We start from the raw sequence: 16,056 nt of genomic DNA on the forward strand, positions 1-16,056 counted from the left end.
CAATTATACACCCACAATACAAGTGAGCGTTTATCTCGATGGGGCAAGCACCCAGGCCAAGACCACGGCCAGCATGGCCGCTGCCATGACCCAAAGCACAAGCCCGAAAGCAAGTCCCTCAATGGCAGCCAGTGCAGTTGCGCTGAGCAGCAACGCCACAATGCCGGTTGTGCGCCTTGCGCCAACAGACTTGAGGCCCACTGCATTGCAACGCCCGGCCCAGCGGTGATGATGGCAATGTGCCTGCTGTGAAAGCGCGATCAATAGCAACCCAAAAAAAAGCAGCGAAAAAGCCAGCGCAAGTTGTACCGTTAGTGGCATTGTCCAACCTCGCTGGGCTCAGCATACTTCGCTGTCGCGCTGACTGACAGTTTGTGGGCGGTGAAGACACCGCTTGCAACCATCAGCATTAAACCGATGTCGATGGCCAGTGAATTCATATCCCCTTGAGCCATGGCTTGAACCAGCCCACCTGTGTTGATCTGGTTGAGCAACCAGGCCAATGCACACAGGGCGGTAAATACGACCGTGGGTGGCAGCCATTGGCTGCTACGGTGCGCTTCGGCTTGGTTTTGCAGGTATTTGTATCGGAAGGCACTGACAAAGGCCCAAACGATACTGAGTACCCACACGCCATAAAATACCCAGGTCTCGGCAGTGGCCCTGTTCTCGAGGTGATTCGGCAAAAGCTGGTTTGCAACCAGATAGGCGGCGGTGGCAATCATCATGCCTAGGGTACCTCCCACAGTCAGGGCCTGAACCACAGTGAAGCCTGGCAATTTTTTCTTGTGATGTTGAACACGGCGAGACTCGAGCCAAAACAAAAAACCAGTGTGAATCATGATGCAACCCAGCAAGCCCCCCACCACATACAGCACTCGAAGTGCAGTGTGGTCAAACTGGATGAAGTGCAGGCCATTGATCCAGTGCGTGAAGCCCTTGATGGGTTTGGGCTCGTGTGCATGCAGCAGTTCCCCGGTATGCAACAGCATGGTGTCAGCATGTGTGCTCATGCTGATACTGCGTTCAGGAAACACACGGCGAATTTCAAGTGTGGCGTTGCTGTCGCCCAAGTTTCGAATATTGATTGAATCAGCACGCGCGGTTTCACCCAGAGCCTGGCTCCAGGCAATTTCCCGCGCTTGAACCAAAGCCGGCACGCTTTTCAGTGCAGCGAGTTGTTGCTCGGCGTCTTCAACAAAACCACTGGGGGCATGTTCAAAAAACCACTCATGGCGTTTCTGCGAGGCGGCTTTGTCACCATCAAATGCGGCCAGTGTGGCCCAGGGAAAATAGATGGAAAAAAAGATGAGCAAACCGGTGAAAGTGATGAGGAAGTGAAAGGGCAATGCCACCACGCTGCTCAGATTGTGCAAGTCGAGCATACTGCGCACGGTGTGCTTTTTGGGGCGAAACAAAAAGAACTCAGCCAGCAGTTTTCGGTGAATGACAATGCCGCTGATCAGCAGCGCCATCATGGCCAGTCCGGCAATGCCCAGCAGAAAATAACCTACGTTATTCCAGGCAATATTGAATTTGTAGTGAAAGGGAAAAAAGAAACCGCTGCCACCCAAAGTGTGTTCATTGGAGACCACTTTGCCTGTGTCTGGATCCATGAAATACGCTTTCAAGGTTCGGTCGGGTTCCACGATCCGAATCAGCGTCATGGGCGTTCTCTCGGTGGGCAAGCGCAATCGAATGTTGTTGGATCCGGGCGCCAACTCATGGGCCTTCAGCAACACCGTTTCAAGTTGCTCTGGGCTCAGTGTGCAACATTCACCGGCAATGCTGCGGCTTTCCGGGTGCATCCACCGGTCAAACTCTTTGTCGAACACGGTGAGGGTACCCATCCAGAACACCGCAAACAGCAGAAAGCCGATGAACAGCCCAAACCAGGTGTGAAACCAGGCCATGTGTTGACGAACGGAAGGTGCTTTCTGCTTACTCACGGCCAGGGTTTACCAAGGAAAATAAATCACGATTGCACACAGCAAACCAAACAGCAGCCCTTTGGCACTTAGCCAGGCCAGGCTGGCTGTGCAGTATATCCACAGCACCCAGCAGGGCATGGCAAGGTAGGCCAGCAGCAGGCTCAGGGTCATGGCTTCGCTTTGTTCCATGCCAGCTTTGAACAGCAAAATGGCCAAGGCCGCTGCAAACAGATTCGCCAAGGCCAACCCTGCGGGAAAAGCCAGCAGCAGGCAAACAATTTGCCGACTGCTGATTTTTAGCCAGTGTGTTTTAGAAACGGTAGTTTGCACTGAACACCACATTGCGTTCGACACCATAGAAACAGTCGCCACGAGACAGGCAAGTGGAGACATACTCCCGATTGGCCAGATTGGTCGCATTCACTGCGTAGCGCCAATCGCCAGTTTCATACGAGAGCATGGCGTCCAGCAGCGTCACGCTGGGTGTACGCACGTTGTCGATGCCGTCCCAGGATTCGTCAATGAACCGCAAGCCTGCGCCCCATTGCCAGCCGGGTAAGCCGAGCATGGAAAACTTCTGGCGTCCCCACACACTCAGCAACTGTTTGGGTACTGTCGCCAGGCGCTTGCCAACGTTGTTGGCGTTGGAGTCTGCGGTTACCTTGGCACTGGTGTAGCTATATGCCGCCAAGACATCCACAGTAGGGCTTAAACGGTGGTTGGCCTCCAGTTCAACACCTTTGCTTTCAGCCTCACCCACCTGGATTTGATTGTTGGCTACAGCGGGGTCGGCGACACGGCGATTGTTTTCGGTGATCTCGAATACCGCGGCTGTGAACAATGAGCGCCCATCGGGTGTTTCATACTTCACGCCTGCTTCGAGCTGCTCCGCTTGTTGCGGTTTGAATGGACGACCAAAAAAGTCCAGTGTTGTAATCGGGAGGAACGATTCTGAATAACTTAGATACGGCATTGCACCGACATTGGTGATGTATCCAATGCTGGCTTTGTAAGATGTCTCCCGGTCGTCGGTTGTCGCAGCCCGATTGTCTGTCTGTGATTTGGCCCAGTCACGTCGGATGCCCATCGTACCTAGCCAACGTTTGTCGTACTTCAGCTGATGTTGCGCGTAAATACCAGTTTGTCTTTGAAGGGTACCTGCCAAATCACGTTGGGTTGGAGCGACGAAGTTTCCGTATTGTGGGTTCAGGTAATCGATGGGTTGGGCACTTCCTCCAACACTGTCCGCCCCGCCAAGAGCCACTCGCTGAAAATCGACACCAACAATCGTGGTGTTTTCAAATGCGCCATTTGTCCAGTTCGCTTGCAGTTGCGAGTCGCTTGTAAAGCTGTCCGCCACGTTGTATTGGGAAATGGCGACGCGATTGATCGTACGCCCATCTGAGTTGATGGTTGGGCGACCAACTGTGCCCCTGTTGAATGAGGAGTAAATCGAGTTGTACGACACCGCGCTGTCGCTTTGTTTCACTTTCTGGCTGAAGGTGAATACATCGTTCAGGCGATGATCAAATTCGAGTCCATATGAGGTTTGCTTGGCCAGGTACAGGTCGAAGCCTGGCTCGCTGATGAAAGTGTTGGTCGGAATTCGACCGTTTGGCCCTTCGAACCGTGTGCCGATGATCGGGAAAAAGCCCACTGAGGAACCCGATACATCCCGCTGCACATTCAAATATGCGGTCAGGCTGGTGTCGGCGTTGGGCCTCCAGGTAATGGCGGGTGCGAACAGGTCTCGATCATCTGGCACAAAGTTCACTTGGGAGTCGCTGTCGCGAGTCAGTGCGATCATGCGGTACAGCAGGGTGCCGTCCTCATTCAGTGGGCCGGTCAAGTCGAGTGCCAGTTGTTTGCGCCCGTATTCGCCAAGCTGCACCCCCACTTCACCAGCCTGTTCGCGTTGTGGGCGCTTGCTGACCATATTCACCAGGCCGCCAAAACCACCCTGGCCATACAACACCGATGAAGGGCCTTTCACCACTTCAACACGTTCCAGGGTAAACGGGTCGGGGCGTACATTGTTGTAAAAACCAAAAAGCTGTTTCAAACCATCCTGGTACTGCACAAACGAAGTACCGCGGATAAAAGCCCAGTCGCCGCGATTGTCAAAGCCATAAGAGCCAGCACTTACGCCTGCGGTGTAGCCGAGCGCGTCTTGCAGGGTCAGTGCACCCTGATCTTCAATGCGGTCGCGTGTAATCACCGAAATGGATTGCTGGGTTTCAACAATGGGAGTGCCGGTCTTGGTCGCAGAAAATGTGCTGTTGGCTTTGTACCCGTCCACTGGCGCTGAAGGGCTTGGTTCGGCTTGTACCTGCCCCTCTACTTTGACAGCGGGCAGGGTGACGGCGTCTTGGGCGTTTGAAAGTTGGGGCCAACAAAGGGCAATTGCGCTGATGGCGCAAGGCAGAATTTTTTTCGGGTTCATGATACTGGATGAAAAAAACGCTGGCTGGCTACTCGTTTTGCTGGCTTGCGATTGAGGGTGAGAGAAATTTATTTGGTCAAAATCAGTTTGCCTTGGGCGGTAATTCGCAAACGATACTCGGTGTTGTCATGAACAATCGTCCTTTCTCGACTACCCAAAGGAAACAAGGTTTTGGTGTTCAAAGGTGTTGCGGCTGCCGGCTCAGTCTGGCTTGCGGGCACGGTGCCGGTTTTCAGCGTTGCTTGGGTGTTCATGGTGGCTCTGGATATGTTGAATTGCCTGTATTTGATGTGTCGAAGTGTAATGGATGTTCTTATTAATTGCAAATCATTCTCATTACTATTAACATACAGGCTGTTCAAGATTGATCCAAAGGTTTTATCTCCTCATGATGTATTCGTGGTTCGACGCAACAAAAAAAGGGATGGTTGCTGGCTTGGCGCTGGCAGTTTGCAATATGGCCGTGGCCGCTCCCACTGATCAAGACGTGGTGAAGGGGTATGGGCAATTGGTGTATGCCAATTACACCGATTCGGTGAATGCAGCCCGGCAAATGCAGACCGCCATTGATGCATTTTTGAAAGCACCTTCCCAGGCTGGCCTGGAAGCGGCCAAAAAAGCATGGCTCAATGCGCGCGAGTTTTACGGGCAAACTGAGGCTTTCCGTTTTTATGGTGGCCCGATTGATGATGAAAACGGGCCTGAAGGGCAAATCAATGCCTGGCCGATGGATGAATCGTATGTGGACTATGTGCAAGGCAATGCACGCAGTGGTTTTATCAACAATCCAAAATTCAAGATTACCCGCGATGCCTTGATCGAAGAAAATGAGCGGGGTGGTGAAGAAAACATTGCCACAGGTTGGCATGCCATTGAGTTTTTGCTGTGGGGTCAGGATTTGAGTGAGAATGGCCCTGGCAAGCGGCCTTACACTGATTATGTGAAAGGCAAAGGCCAGAATGCAGAACGTCGCGCTGCTTATTTGCGCGAGGTTACGGCCCTGTTGATCCACGATCTCGAAACAGTGCAATCGGCTTGGGATCCGAAGAAGGCAGATAACTTTCGCGCCAGTTTTGAAAAGGATGGCAAGGAATCCATTCGGAAAATCCTGGTGGGTTTGGGTTCACTCTCGCGCGGAGAGCTGGCCGGTGAACGCCTTGAAGTGGCTCTGTTCAGCCAGGATCAAGAAGATGAACACTCCTGCTTTTCTGACAACACCCATCGCGATGCGGTGACCAACGCGCAAGGTATTTTGAATGTGTGGACTGGCACTTACAAACAGGCCGACGGGGCCATGTTGAGGGTGCCTTCACTGGCCGAGTTGGTGGGGGCCCGTGCACCCGAAGTTGCGAAGAAAACCACGCAGCAAATCCAGAACTCAGTGGCAGCCGCAAGTGCCATTCAAGCACCCTTTGACCGGGAAATTATTGGTGGTGTAAACGCGCCAGGCCCGCAACGCGTGAAAGCCACCGTAGACAGCCTGGTTGAGCAGAGCACCCTGCTGGTTGAATCAGCCAATGCAATTGGCATTACCCAACTTACCCTGACCTTGCCCTGATGAAAGCAGCTGTTTGTTTGGCAGGGGGAACCCTGTTGTTTGCCGGGGTGGCTTGGGCTGCCGTTGAGGGAATGACTGCGCGTACAGCCGGGGATGTCACTGTGTTTGCCGATGGTCGAAATGCATTCTCATTTCCCGCCGCGAATTTGCCCGATGAGGAACGAACACGGTTTGCAATTGGCAATTCGTTTTTCAAGCGCAACTGGGTGCAGGGCCCGGCATCGACCACTGCGCGTGACGGACTGGGCCCGCATTTTATTGCCCGGTCCTGCGGTGGTTGCCATGTGCAGGACGGCCGAGGAAAGCCGCCCGAAATTCTGGATCGCTTAAGCACTGAACAACCGGTGGACCTTTTGTTCCGCCTGTCCGTCCCCGGCACCGATTCCAAACACGGTGTTGTGCCCGACCCTGTGTATGGCGATCAGTTCAACAACGCTGCCATTGCGGGCGTGAAGCCAGAAGGCAAGGTGCATATTCAAATGACAGAGTTACATGGAAAGTACCCGGATGGCACACCCTATGTGTTGAAAAAGCCGAGCTATTCTTTCTCTGATTTGGGTTATGGCCCCATGCACCCCCAGGTGATGGTGAGCCCGCGAATTGCGCCACAGGTCATTGGCTTGGGCTTGCTGGAAGCGATCGAAGAAAAGGATGTGTTGAACAATGCCAAGCGGCAGGCGGCACAGCCCGGCCCAATCAAGGGTGTGCCCAACCGGGTTTGGGATGCGTATGCACAAAAGGACATGTTGGGCCGCTTTGGCTGGAAGGCCAATGTGGCTACGCTGGCGCACCAAACCGGCGGCGCTTTTCTGGGCGACATTGGCATCACCAGCAGTTTGTTTCCTGCCGAGAATTGCACACCGGCCCAGAAAGACTGTGTGCAGGCACCCAACGGTTCCGAGAACGGCGAGCCTGAACTCAGCGACAAACTGTTCAACGAGATTGTGTTTTATCAAGCCGTGTTGGCACCACCCGCTCGTCGCAATGTGAATGATGCACAGGTGTTAAAGGGTCAGAAGTTGTTTGAGCAAGCGCAGTGTGCTGTGTGCCATCGCCCTTCCTACACCACAGGCAAAGTGCCTTTCCCGGCTTTGAGCAGCAAAGCGTTGGAAGGACAGGAAATTTGGCCCTACACCGATTTGTTGTTGCATGACATGGGCGAAGGCCTTGCGGATAACCGTCCCGATTTCAAAGCCAATGGCCGTCAGTGGAAAACACCGCCGCTGTGGGGTATCGGGCTGATTCCTGATGTGAACAACCACATGCGTTTGTTGCACGATGGCCGCGCCGATGGCGTTGAAGAAGCCATTCTCTGGCACGGCGTTGAAGCCGAGCAAAGCAAGAAACGCTTCATGAATTTTTCGGCTGAAGATCGTGCAGCACTGATTCGTTTTGTGGAGTCTTTGTAATGAATCCCCAACATCAGCATGAATTGAAAACTGGCTTGTTGCGCGGACTGGTCTGGGTGGTGTTGGCCTTCGTGTTGTTGTTGGTGCTGAATTTTGCCAATTCTGCCGTGGCTGCAAAACCCGTGGACAGAAGCAACATGCTGTTTCCTTACTACGAGGTGGCTGAGGTACTGAACAGTGTGGCGACACACCACCATGCCAAAGACACCGCCGCGTTAACTGATCAACTCGAGGCGTTGAGTGTGGCCACGGCGCAATATTGCAAAACGGATGGGAAAACGCAGCCTGCCAACATGCAACAGTTGCAGGCGCAATATGCCAAGGCCTACCTGGCCTGGCTGGAACTGTCGGCGGTGGTGATGGGGCCCATGCTGGACAACAACACGGTGCGCCAAATCGATTTTCGACCTTTGCGCCTGAACTTGCTTGAGCGTGCAATTAAAAAACAGCCGCAAGGTGCGCAAGGCATGGTCTTGATCGGCAGCCCGGCCAAAGGTTTTCCTGCCCTGGAGTATTTGTTGACGCAAAACGATTTTCAAGGGGGCACCCCTCAGTGCAACTACGCGCACGAGGTAGTGCTCGACATTGCGCGCACTGTGGCCGGTTTAAGTTGGCAAACCAATCCAACGCAAGCCAATGAAGACGACGCGAAGGCGCTGAGTGCAGGCATGCAATTGTATTTCAACCAGTTGGTTGGAGCCACGCACAACCTGGCCTGGGAGCGCATGGAAAAGCCGCTCTTGAAAAACAAGGATGCAGCCGGTGCAAATGCAGGACATTGGCCATTTTCAGAATTTCAACTGACCGAAAAAGCCTGGGCTGCACAGTGGCAAGGCATCGAACATTTGTTGATGGTGACTGGCCAAACGGTGCCGCAGGCCGATACGCAGGTGATACCACTGGAGGCTTATTTGCGCGGCTTGGGGAAAATTGAACTGGCCGACACCTTGGTGACGTACAGCAGTGCTGTGGCTGTGGCCATGCGGTCCAACGACATCACAAAGCCAGCCAGTGTTGAGCAGTCAGTGAAAGCACTCAAGGTGCTCAAGGGGTTTTTGGAAAGCGAGGTGGCCAAGGGTTTGAAAGTGTCTATTCAGTTTTCATCTTCTGATGGTGATTGATTCAGTGTTCAATTCGCGTCGGCAATTTCTGGTTCAAAGCAGCGCGTTGGCCTTGAGTATGGCCTTGCCCCTGCCCGTCGAATCGGCAACTCCTACTCGTCAGGTCCGTTTACTGGCAGCCTGGCAACTTCCTAATGGGGGCTATCAGGTGGGTGTGCTTACCGCAGCCGGGCAAGGTTCTTCGCTAACTTACGTCGTCACCATGGTATTCGATTTGCCCACACGTCCGCACGGTTTAATGCACCTGCACGGCGATGAGTATTTGCTCATTGCTCGCCGCCCTGGCGACTGGTTGTTGCGCTTGAATATTCGCAGCGGCGAAACCTCGCGAGTTTGGCAAGACGAAGACCGGCATTTGAACGGCCACAGCGCCGTGTATGGCGATTGGCTTTACACCACAGAAACGGATGTGCTCAACGGTACGGGTGCCTTGGCGGTTCGAGACCGCCATACCTTCGAGTTGCTGGATGTGTGGTCCACACTGGGCAAAGATCCCCATGAAATGCTGGTCCTGCCCAGGGGTGGGTTGGGCATTGATGAACCTTTTTTGTTGGTGGCCAACGGCGGAATACCTACGCATGCGGACATGGGCAGAACCCAGTTGAATCAACTGCCCATGGATTCTTCCATCGTGGCCATGAACCCGCGAACAGGCAAGGTGTTCAATCAATGGGCCTTGAGCGATACGCGACTCAGTTTGAGACACATGGCGGCACACACCAGTGGTGTGGTGGGCATTGCCATGCAGGCACACCATAGCACCGCTGCACTTCGGGATGCTGCGCCGGTACTGGCTTTGCTTGATGCAAACGGACTGCGCACGGTGGGCGAATCGGCGGGTGTGAAGGGTTATGCCGGCGACATTGTTGCCACCCCACAGGGCTTTGTGATCAGCTGCACCAAAAACAATTCTGCCGCGCAATTCGATGTGCAAGGCAATTTGTTGCATTCACAGGCTGCGAATGCCGCATGTGCACTGGCTGCCGACGGAGAGCAGGTGTGGCTTGGAAGCTCGGCTGTTGAGTTCAGCAAGCCATTGGAGCTGGATAATCACTGGCTGCTTATTTAGCCCGCAGTGCCCAAGCCTTGATGGTTTGTCCCTGCTTGAAACCAAACAGTTTGTTGCCACCGACAGCCACGGCCAAAAACTGTTTTTTATCCACTTCGTAGGCAATGGGTGGTGCATTCACGCCCGCTGAATTGTTGTGTTGCCACACACGTTTGCCCGTGTTTGAATCGAGTGCAAAAAACTCACCACTGCCTTCACCTGAAAAAACCAAACCTGTTTGTGTGCTGAGGACACCACCAATCAAGGGCGCATTCACCCTGTGTTGCCACATCAGTTTGCCGGTGTCCAAGTGGATGGCTGATAACAAACCGTATTTTTCGCCGTTTTCAATGGGTGACATCGACGAATACTTCAACGCAGGCTTGTTGCCCTTCGCTTTCAGCTCGTGCAATTGATACTTCACCGGCCAGTGAATGCCGGCGATAAACGCCATGCGGCGTCGCTCATCGACCGACACCGGCGACCAGTTGGCGCCGCCAATGACACCGGGGTAAATCACATTGCCTTGTTCAGTGGGCAAGGTAAACATATTGTGCTGCGGTACGAAGGCCTCGCTCTTGAACAACAATTCCCCTGTGATGCGATTGTGTACATAAAACCAACCAGTTTTGCCGGCTTGCCCAACGGCTTCAATCGCTTGGCCTTGGTGGTGACTGGTGAACAACACGGGTGGGCTTGCAACGTCGTACCCCCACATGTCATGCGGCACTTGCTGGTAGTGCCATTTCAGCTTGCCGGTGCGCACATCCAGCGCCACCAGGGAGGCGGTGTACAAGTTGTCGCCTGGACGTGACGAGCCTTCCATTTGTGGTGAAGGGTTGCCCGTGCCGAAATACAGAATGCCATTCTTGCGATCAATGGCGGGGGTACTCCAGGCTGATCCGCCGCCGAATTTCCAGGCATCCGGGTATTGGGCTGCAGCGGCTTTTTCCTGTTCAATGTTTCGGGGCAGTGTCACACCGTCGGGAGTCGTTTGCCTGAATTCACCCTCCCAGCCTTGCTCAGGGACTGTGTCGAATTTCCACGCCAGTGTGCCGGTGTTGGCGTCATATGCAGCCATGAAACCACGGCGTCCGTAGTTGCCTGCAATACCCACCACTGCACCGAGTGGCGCATCGGGGTCGGGAGAATCCAGGTGCAAGCCATAGCCCACACCGGTAATGCCCACAATGACCTTGCCATCGAACACCATGGGTGCCATGTTGATGCCAGCACCTGACGCACCCGACACCTCCAGTTTTCCGCCCTGCGTGTCCAGTTGCGTCCCCAGTGTGGCGGCATCTTCCTGCACGCCTTGCTCGCCCTTGGTGACATCAATGTCCCACAGCTTTTGGCCCGTGCGTGCATCCAGTGCCAGCAGGCGTGAATCGACTGTGCCCATGAATACCTTGCCATCACTCACAGCAACGCCCCGGTTGGCGGGGCCGCAGCACATGGGGCGATCTTTGATCCTGTCGTGCGTGTAACGCCACACCAATTTTCCGGTGTCGGCTTTCAAGGCCACCACATGGTTAAAAGGCAGCGATACAAACATGATGCCGTTCACCACGATAGGTGTGGCTTGAAAGCTGGATGACACACCCGTGTCGAATTCCCAGGCCAAGTCAAGCTGTCGGATATTGTCAGGCGTAATTTGCTTGGACAGCGTGTGCCGCTGATGATCCCAGTTGCCTCCAAATAATGGCCATTCTGTGTCTGAGCTGGCAAACGTGGCGGTGCAAACAACTAGTGAGAAAGCGGCGGCGAAGGCTTGATGCAGCGTCATGGTGGTCGGCTCTTAATTGGAATTGTCTGGAGAGACAAGCAAGGATCAATCCACAGCGACTGTTGCAATGTGGGGCAGATGGTCTGTCACAAAACTGTCATCCAATGCGCAGCCGCTTGCGTGTATATTTCGCGTACCCGATTCTATTGGTAAATGATCATGAAGCAACAACTTGAGCTGTTGAAAGAAATCGAACACAAGCTCGAAGAATTGAGCAAAGACAAAGACCTGAAAGAAAAGCGCCCACTGGAAGTCAAAGAGATCAAAGGTTTGCGCTTGGTGGTGTCGTCGATTATTCGCCGTATGGCCAGCTAAGCCACGATTAAGCCGTTTATTGATAGACCTTCAGACGCTTTGCAATCAACAGTGCGGTCAAGTTAAACGAGATCGCGATCACGCTGCATATCCAGAAGTTTTCGATCAGACCCTCTGCATTGCGCGAGATCACCATGCCACCTACCAAGGCGGCAAGGCCCATGGCAGCAGACTGCATGGACGAGTTCAGGGTCATGAATGTGCCCCTGTTTTTCGGGTTGCCTGCTGCGCTGACCAAAGCCATGCCTGGAATCATTCTTCCGCTGACAAACACAAAGAAGAACGTGGTGATCACCAGAATGACTGTCATGCTCAGGCCCGCAGTCACCGTAATCAATGCCATGGGCAAAATTGCCGTACCTGCGATGATTTGCAGCATTTTCAATTTGCCAATTCGATCGCTGAGCTTGCCGATGATTTGCGCACTGAACAAGGTGGCCGCGCCGCCAGCGAGATAAATCACTGGAATGTCTGAAGGTGTCAGCCCTGCATTGATTTGCATGTAAATCGTGATGTACGGAATGATTGAAAACCCGGCGAAGATCATGCAAAACGAAAACAGGAACGCACGCAGGTGATTCGAATCGCGAAGGACCTGTGCAATGCCCTGAAGCGGGCCGGTTTCGCCACGTGCGTGTAAATGGCCTTGAAGTGTTGGAATGACGTACCAGCCGGCCACCGCCAACACAAAGCTGATGCCGGCAATTCCGAAGAAGGGGGTGTGCCAGTCTGAATTGGCAGCTACATAGAGACCCAGAGGTACTCCCATCACCGTGGACACAGAGAATGATGTCATGATGACACCCATGGCCTTCCCTCTGCGGGCAAACGGCACTACGTCTGCCACAATGGTCTGAATCATGGCCGACAGTATGCCGCCAAAAAGCCCGGCTGCAATTCTGGCGCTCATCAGCGTTTCATAGGTGGGCGCGAGGCCGCAGGCCAGGGTGGCTGCGGCAAACAGCACATAAAGAATAAGCAACAGCCTGCGTCGCTCGAACCTGTCGATGTACAACGAGGCCAACAAACCCGACGCACCAGCCGCGAAAGTGTAGGCGGACACCAGCAGGCCGAACTTTGCATCTGAAATGCTGAACGCCGCCGTAAGCTGAGGCCCCAGCGGCATCATGATCATGAAGTCGAGAATGTGGGTGAACTGTATGCCGGCAAGAATCAGCAGCAGGGCCCACTCGCGCTGGGGCGTCATCTTCACTTGGCATGCTGTGGGGCTATTCATGTACTGCTACCTGTGGATGGATTTTTTTGAGATATGACCTTGAGTGTAACGCGCCACACTAATGCCCCAAGGCGGTGAGCGCATAAATGCCGATCGTCATGGAAAGTATGGACACCAGCGTGGTGAGCGCAATGATGTTGGCAGCCAGCTTGCCATCACCGCCTGCGGCCACGGCCATGGCAAAACTGGCTGCGGCAGTGGGGCTGGCGAAAAACATCCAGAGAATGATGAGGTCTCGCCCCTCAATGCCAACGGTCCATGCAGCCGCGCAGGCGAGTATGGGTAGTATGGCAATTTTAATGGCGCTTGATTGCATGGCAGACAAGCCCGAGGCTTTGACCCCGGCCAGTGACAGTGTTCCACCCACACAGATCAACGCCAGTGGCAGGGTGAGCCCAGCAAAATACTCGCCCGACTTCAACAGCCACTGCGGTATGTAAAGCTGTGTTGCACTGGCCAGCATACCCAGCACTACCGCAATAATCAGCGGGTTTTTGATCAGTTCCTTGCTCACTGCGCCTGGGCTGAATTTCAGGGTGGGGCTGTAAATGGAGAGGATCAACACCGACAGCACATTGAACAGCAAAATGGTAAAGCCAACCAACACGCCGCCTACCGACAGGCCATACTCGCCATAGTAACTGGCCACCAGCGCAAAGCTGACTACTCCACAGTTGCCCCTGAATGCCCCTTGAACAAACACGCCGCGTTGGTCATAGGGAATGAATCGGGTGGCCCACCACCAACTGGCCAGAAAACCAAGCACCGTGGCCGCACACAAAAAAAGTACCAGCTCGGCATTGAATGCGCTTTGCAGATCGGCCTGCCAAATGGACAGGAAGAACAGCGTTGGCATGGTGGCTTTGTAAGTCAGCGTTGACGCGGTCTGAATAAAGGAGTCATTGATCAGATTGATTTTGCGCAGCACCAGACCCATGAATACCATGGCAAACACAGGGGCGGTGACTCCCAGAATTTCCGAGAGCACATTGAATTGATTCATGTTGACGGGTGTGGCTTGGAGTAGCAGCAATTATTTCATTACTGAATTTCGGGTCAATTGTGGATGACCCTTGCTACACACTCAAGATTTCCTGTTATTTCACGGCTTCCACCGGTGGCAGTGCCGCAAATTCCTCATCGGAATACAAACGCGAACGGGTCAGGAATCGTAGGCCGCTGGGGCGTTCGAGGCTGAACATGCCGCCATTGCCTTTCACCACGTCAATCGTCAGGTGAGTGTGTTCCCAGTACGTGAATTGCGATTTGCTCATGTAGAACGGCACACCGCCAATTTCTCCCAGTTTTACATCTGCGCCGCCCAGGGGGAAATCGGAGCGCGGAAACAGCATGGGGGCGCTGCCGTCGCAACAGCCGCCGCTTTGGTGAAAAATCACGTCGCCATGTTTCGCTTTCAATGTTGCGATCAATTCCAGTGCTTGCGCGCTTGCGCTAACTCGGTTTGCCATCATTTTCTCCACATCAATGGAAGAACCGCCCAACCCCTGTGGAATTGAGCGGTTCAAGCTACCTCAATTCACGCGCTCAGAAAAAGCCCAATGCGTTGGGGTTGTAGCTCACCAGCAGGTTTTTGGTTTGCTGGTAATGGTGCAGCATCATTTTGTGGTTTTCGCGGCCAATACCCGATTGCTTGTAGCCACCAAATGCGGCATGAGCCGGATACAGGTGGTAGCAGTTGGTCCACACGCGGCCAGCCTGAATGGCACGGCCCATGCGGAAGGCTCGTGCGCCATCTCGACTCCAGACCCCTGCACCCAATCCGTACAGCGTGTCGTTGGCAATTTGCAGGGCTTCGGCTTCGTCTTTAAAGGTAGTTACCGACAACACGGGGCCGAAAATTTCTTCCTGAAAAATACGCATTTTGTTGTGGCCTTTGAATACGGTTGGTTTTACATAGTAGCCACCAGCCAAGTCGCCGCTTTGTTTGTTTTGTTCGCCCCCAATCAGGCACTTGGCGCCTTCCTGTTTGCCCAAGTCGATGTAGCTCAGGATTTTCTCCAGTTGTTCTGAAGAAGCTTGTGCGCCAATCATGGTGCTCTCATCCAGCGGGTTGCCCTGTTTGATTTTGCTCACGCGCTCAATGGCACGTTCAATGAAAGCGTCGTAGATGTCTTCCTGAATCAGGGCGCGTGAGGGGCAGGTACACACTTCACCTTGGTTCAAAGCAAACATGGCAAAACCTTCCAGGGTTTTGTCGAAGAAGGCATCGTCGGCGTCCATGATGTCAGAGAAGAAAATATTGGGTGATTTTCCGCCCAGTTCCAAAGTGACTGGAATCAGGTTTTGGGCAGCGTACTGCATGATCAATCGACCTGTGGATGTTTCACCGGTGAATGCAATTTTTGCAATTCGCGGGTTGCTCGCCAATGGTTTGCCAGCTTCCAGTCCAAATCCATTCACGATGTTCAGCACGCCGGGCGGCAGTAAGTCAGCAATCAAATCCATGACCACCAGCAGAGACGCTGGTGTTTGTTCTGCAGGCTTTAACACCACACAATTGCCAGCAGCCAGTGCAGGTGCCAGCTTCCACGCCGCCATCAGAATTGGAAAATTCCAGGGAATGATTTGCCCTACAACACCCAGAGGTTCATTGAAGTGGTAAGCGTAGGTTTGGTGGTCGATCTCGCAAATACTGCCTTCTTCACCGCGAATACAGGCTGCGAAATAACGGAAATGATCGATCGCAAGGGGAATGTCCGCAGCCATGGTTTCGCGCAGGGGTTTGCCGTTGTCCAGGGTTTCTGCCACCGCGATCAGGCGCAGGTTTTCTTCCATTCGATCTGCAATGCGATTCAGAATCATGGAGCGCTCAGTGGGGGAGCGTTTGCCCCAAGCGTCTTTCGCTGCATGCGCAGCGTCCAGTGCCAGTTCAATGTCCTCTGCTTGCGATCGGGCTACCTTGCACAGCACCTGGCCGGTTACCGGTGTAACGTTGTCGAAATACTGGCCACTTTTTGGAGCGACCCATTTGCCGCCGATGAAGTTGTCGTATTTCGCTTTGAACGGAAACGCCACGCCCAGGTTTAATTCGTCAACCATATTCATGTCCCTAACTCCTTTGTAGTGTTGATGGTGGTAGGGCACTTTGCGCAATGGGCATGCCAGCGTAGATTGCCAACAATATCCGGAAGTTCTTTTCCGAAAGTCGATCTGGCTTGAAAACCAATCAGGAATAAACTTGCCAGAC

The 16,056-nt window shown here is 53.6% G+C and carries 15 protein-coding genes; 5 read left to right on the top strand and 10 right to left on the bottom strand.

Annotated elements, in window-relative coordinates; all coding sequences use genetic code 11:
• Positions 1-30 precede the first annotated feature (30 nt).
• The 5 genes from A0129_RS00360 to hemP form a co-directional block, all read right to left on the bottom strand.
• Complete coding sequence (locus A0129_RS00360; RefSeq protein ID WP_291711348.1) at positions 31-321, bottom strand: hypothetical protein; 291 nt, start codon at positions 319-321, stop codon at positions 31-33.
• Positions 312-1,949: a PepSY domain-containing protein gene (locus A0129_RS00365; RefSeq protein WP_291711349.1), complete on the bottom strand. Its 1,638-nt coding sequence runs from the start codon at positions 1,947-1,949 to the stop codon at positions 312-314. Before A0129_RS00365 ends, A0129_RS00360 begins: the two co-directional genes overlap by 10 nt.
• 9 nt (positions 1,950-1,958) lie before the next feature.
• A complete protein-coding gene (locus A0129_RS00370) occupies positions 1,959-2,261 on the bottom strand; it encodes a hypothetical protein (RefSeq protein WP_105028480.1) in 303 nt (100 codons plus the stop codon).
• Positions 2,242-4,374: a TonB-dependent siderophore receptor gene (locus tag A0129_RS00375; protein WP_291711352.1), complete on the bottom strand. Its 2,133-nt coding sequence runs from the start codon at positions 4,372-4,374 to the stop codon at positions 2,242-2,244. The genes A0129_RS00370 and A0129_RS00375 overlap by 20 nt, the downstream gene beginning before the upstream one ends.
• A gap of 68 nt (positions 4,375-4,442) precedes the next feature.
• Positions 4,443-4,628 carry a hemin uptake protein HemP gene (hemP, locus tag A0129_RS00380; protein ID WP_291711354.1) on the bottom strand — a complete coding sequence of 62 codons (186 nt, stop codon included), beginning with the start codon at positions 4,626-4,628 and terminating at the stop codon, positions 4,443-4,445.
• Positions 4,629-4,762: 134 nt separating this feature from the next.
• On the opposite strand from hemP, the gene A0129_RS00385 reads away from it, so the two are divergent.
• The 4 genes from A0129_RS00385 to A0129_RS00400 are packed head-to-tail and all read left to right on the top strand — an operon-like array spanning position 4,763 to position 9,531.
• Positions 4,763-5,932 (top strand): imelysin family protein, encoded by a 1,170-nt coding sequence (locus A0129_RS00385; protein WP_291711356.1) that lies wholly within the window; start codon positions 4,763-4,765, stop codon positions 5,930-5,932.
• Complete coding sequence (locus A0129_RS00390) at positions 5,932-7,341, top strand: di-heme oxidoredictase family protein (protein WP_291711358.1); 1,410 nt, start codon at positions 5,932-5,934, stop codon at positions 7,339-7,341. The genes A0129_RS00385 and A0129_RS00390 overlap by 1 nt, the downstream gene beginning before the upstream one ends.
• Positions 7,341-8,462 carry an imelysin family protein gene (locus tag A0129_RS00395; RefSeq protein ID WP_291711360.1) on the top strand — a complete coding sequence of 374 codons (1,122 nt, stop codon included), beginning with the start codon at positions 7,341-7,343 and terminating at the stop codon, positions 8,460-8,462. The genes A0129_RS00390 and A0129_RS00395 overlap by 1 nt, the downstream gene beginning before the upstream one ends.
• Positions 8,463-8,466: 4 nt before the next feature.
• A complete protein-coding gene (locus tag A0129_RS00400; protein ID WP_291711362.1) occupies positions 8,467-9,531 on the top strand; it encodes a DUF1513 domain-containing protein in 1,065 nt (354 codons plus the stop codon).
• Here the strand turns inward: A0129_RS00400 and A0129_RS00405 are convergent.
• Entirely contained in the window at positions 9,524-11,296 is a 1,773-nt protein-coding gene (locus tag A0129_RS00405; protein WP_291711364.1) for a PQQ-binding-like beta-propeller repeat protein, read from the bottom strand. The two genes, A0129_RS00400 and A0129_RS00405, sit on opposite strands and share 8 nt — an antisense overlap.
• Positions 11,297-11,455: 159 nt before the next feature.
• On the opposite strand from A0129_RS00405, the gene A0129_RS00410 reads away from it, so the two are divergent.
• Positions 11,456-11,611 (top strand): hypothetical protein, encoded by a 156-nt coding sequence (locus A0129_RS00410; protein ID WP_168426918.1) that lies wholly within the window; start codon positions 11,456-11,458, stop codon positions 11,609-11,611.
• A gap of 16 nt (positions 11,612-11,627) precedes the next feature.
• Here the strand turns inward: A0129_RS00410 and A0129_RS00415 are convergent, their stop codons facing one another.
• From A0129_RS00415 to adh, 4 genes are all read right to left on the bottom strand, one after another.
• On the bottom strand, positions 11,628-12,848 hold the full coding sequence (locus tag A0129_RS00415) for an MFS transporter (protein WP_291711367.1): 1,221 nt from the start codon (positions 12,846-12,848) through the stop codon (positions 11,628-11,630).
• Between the two features lie 58 nt (positions 12,849-12,906).
• A complete protein-coding gene (locus tag A0129_RS00420) occupies positions 12,907-13,851 on the bottom strand; it encodes an AEC family transporter (RefSeq protein ID WP_291711369.1) in 945 nt (314 codons plus the stop codon).
• A gap of 94 nt (positions 13,852-13,945) precedes the next feature.
• Positions 13,946-14,317 carry a DUF779 domain-containing protein gene (locus tag A0129_RS00425; RefSeq protein ID WP_291711454.1) on the bottom strand — a complete coding sequence of 124 codons (372 nt, stop codon included), beginning with the start codon at positions 14,315-14,317 and terminating at the stop codon, positions 13,946-13,948.
• A gap of 76 nt (positions 14,318-14,393) precedes the next feature.
• On the bottom strand, positions 14,394-15,914 hold the full coding sequence (gene adh / locus A0129_RS00430; protein WP_291711372.1) for an aldehyde dehydrogenase: 1,521 nt from the start codon (positions 15,912-15,914) through the stop codon (positions 14,394-14,396).
• Positions 15,915-16,056: the final 142 nt, after the last annotated feature.

It is taken from the genome of Limnobacter sp. CACIAM 66H1, assembly GCF_001601825.1.
Lineage (GTDB): Bacteria > Pseudomonadota > Gammaproteobacteria > Burkholderiales > Burkholderiaceae_B > Limnobacter.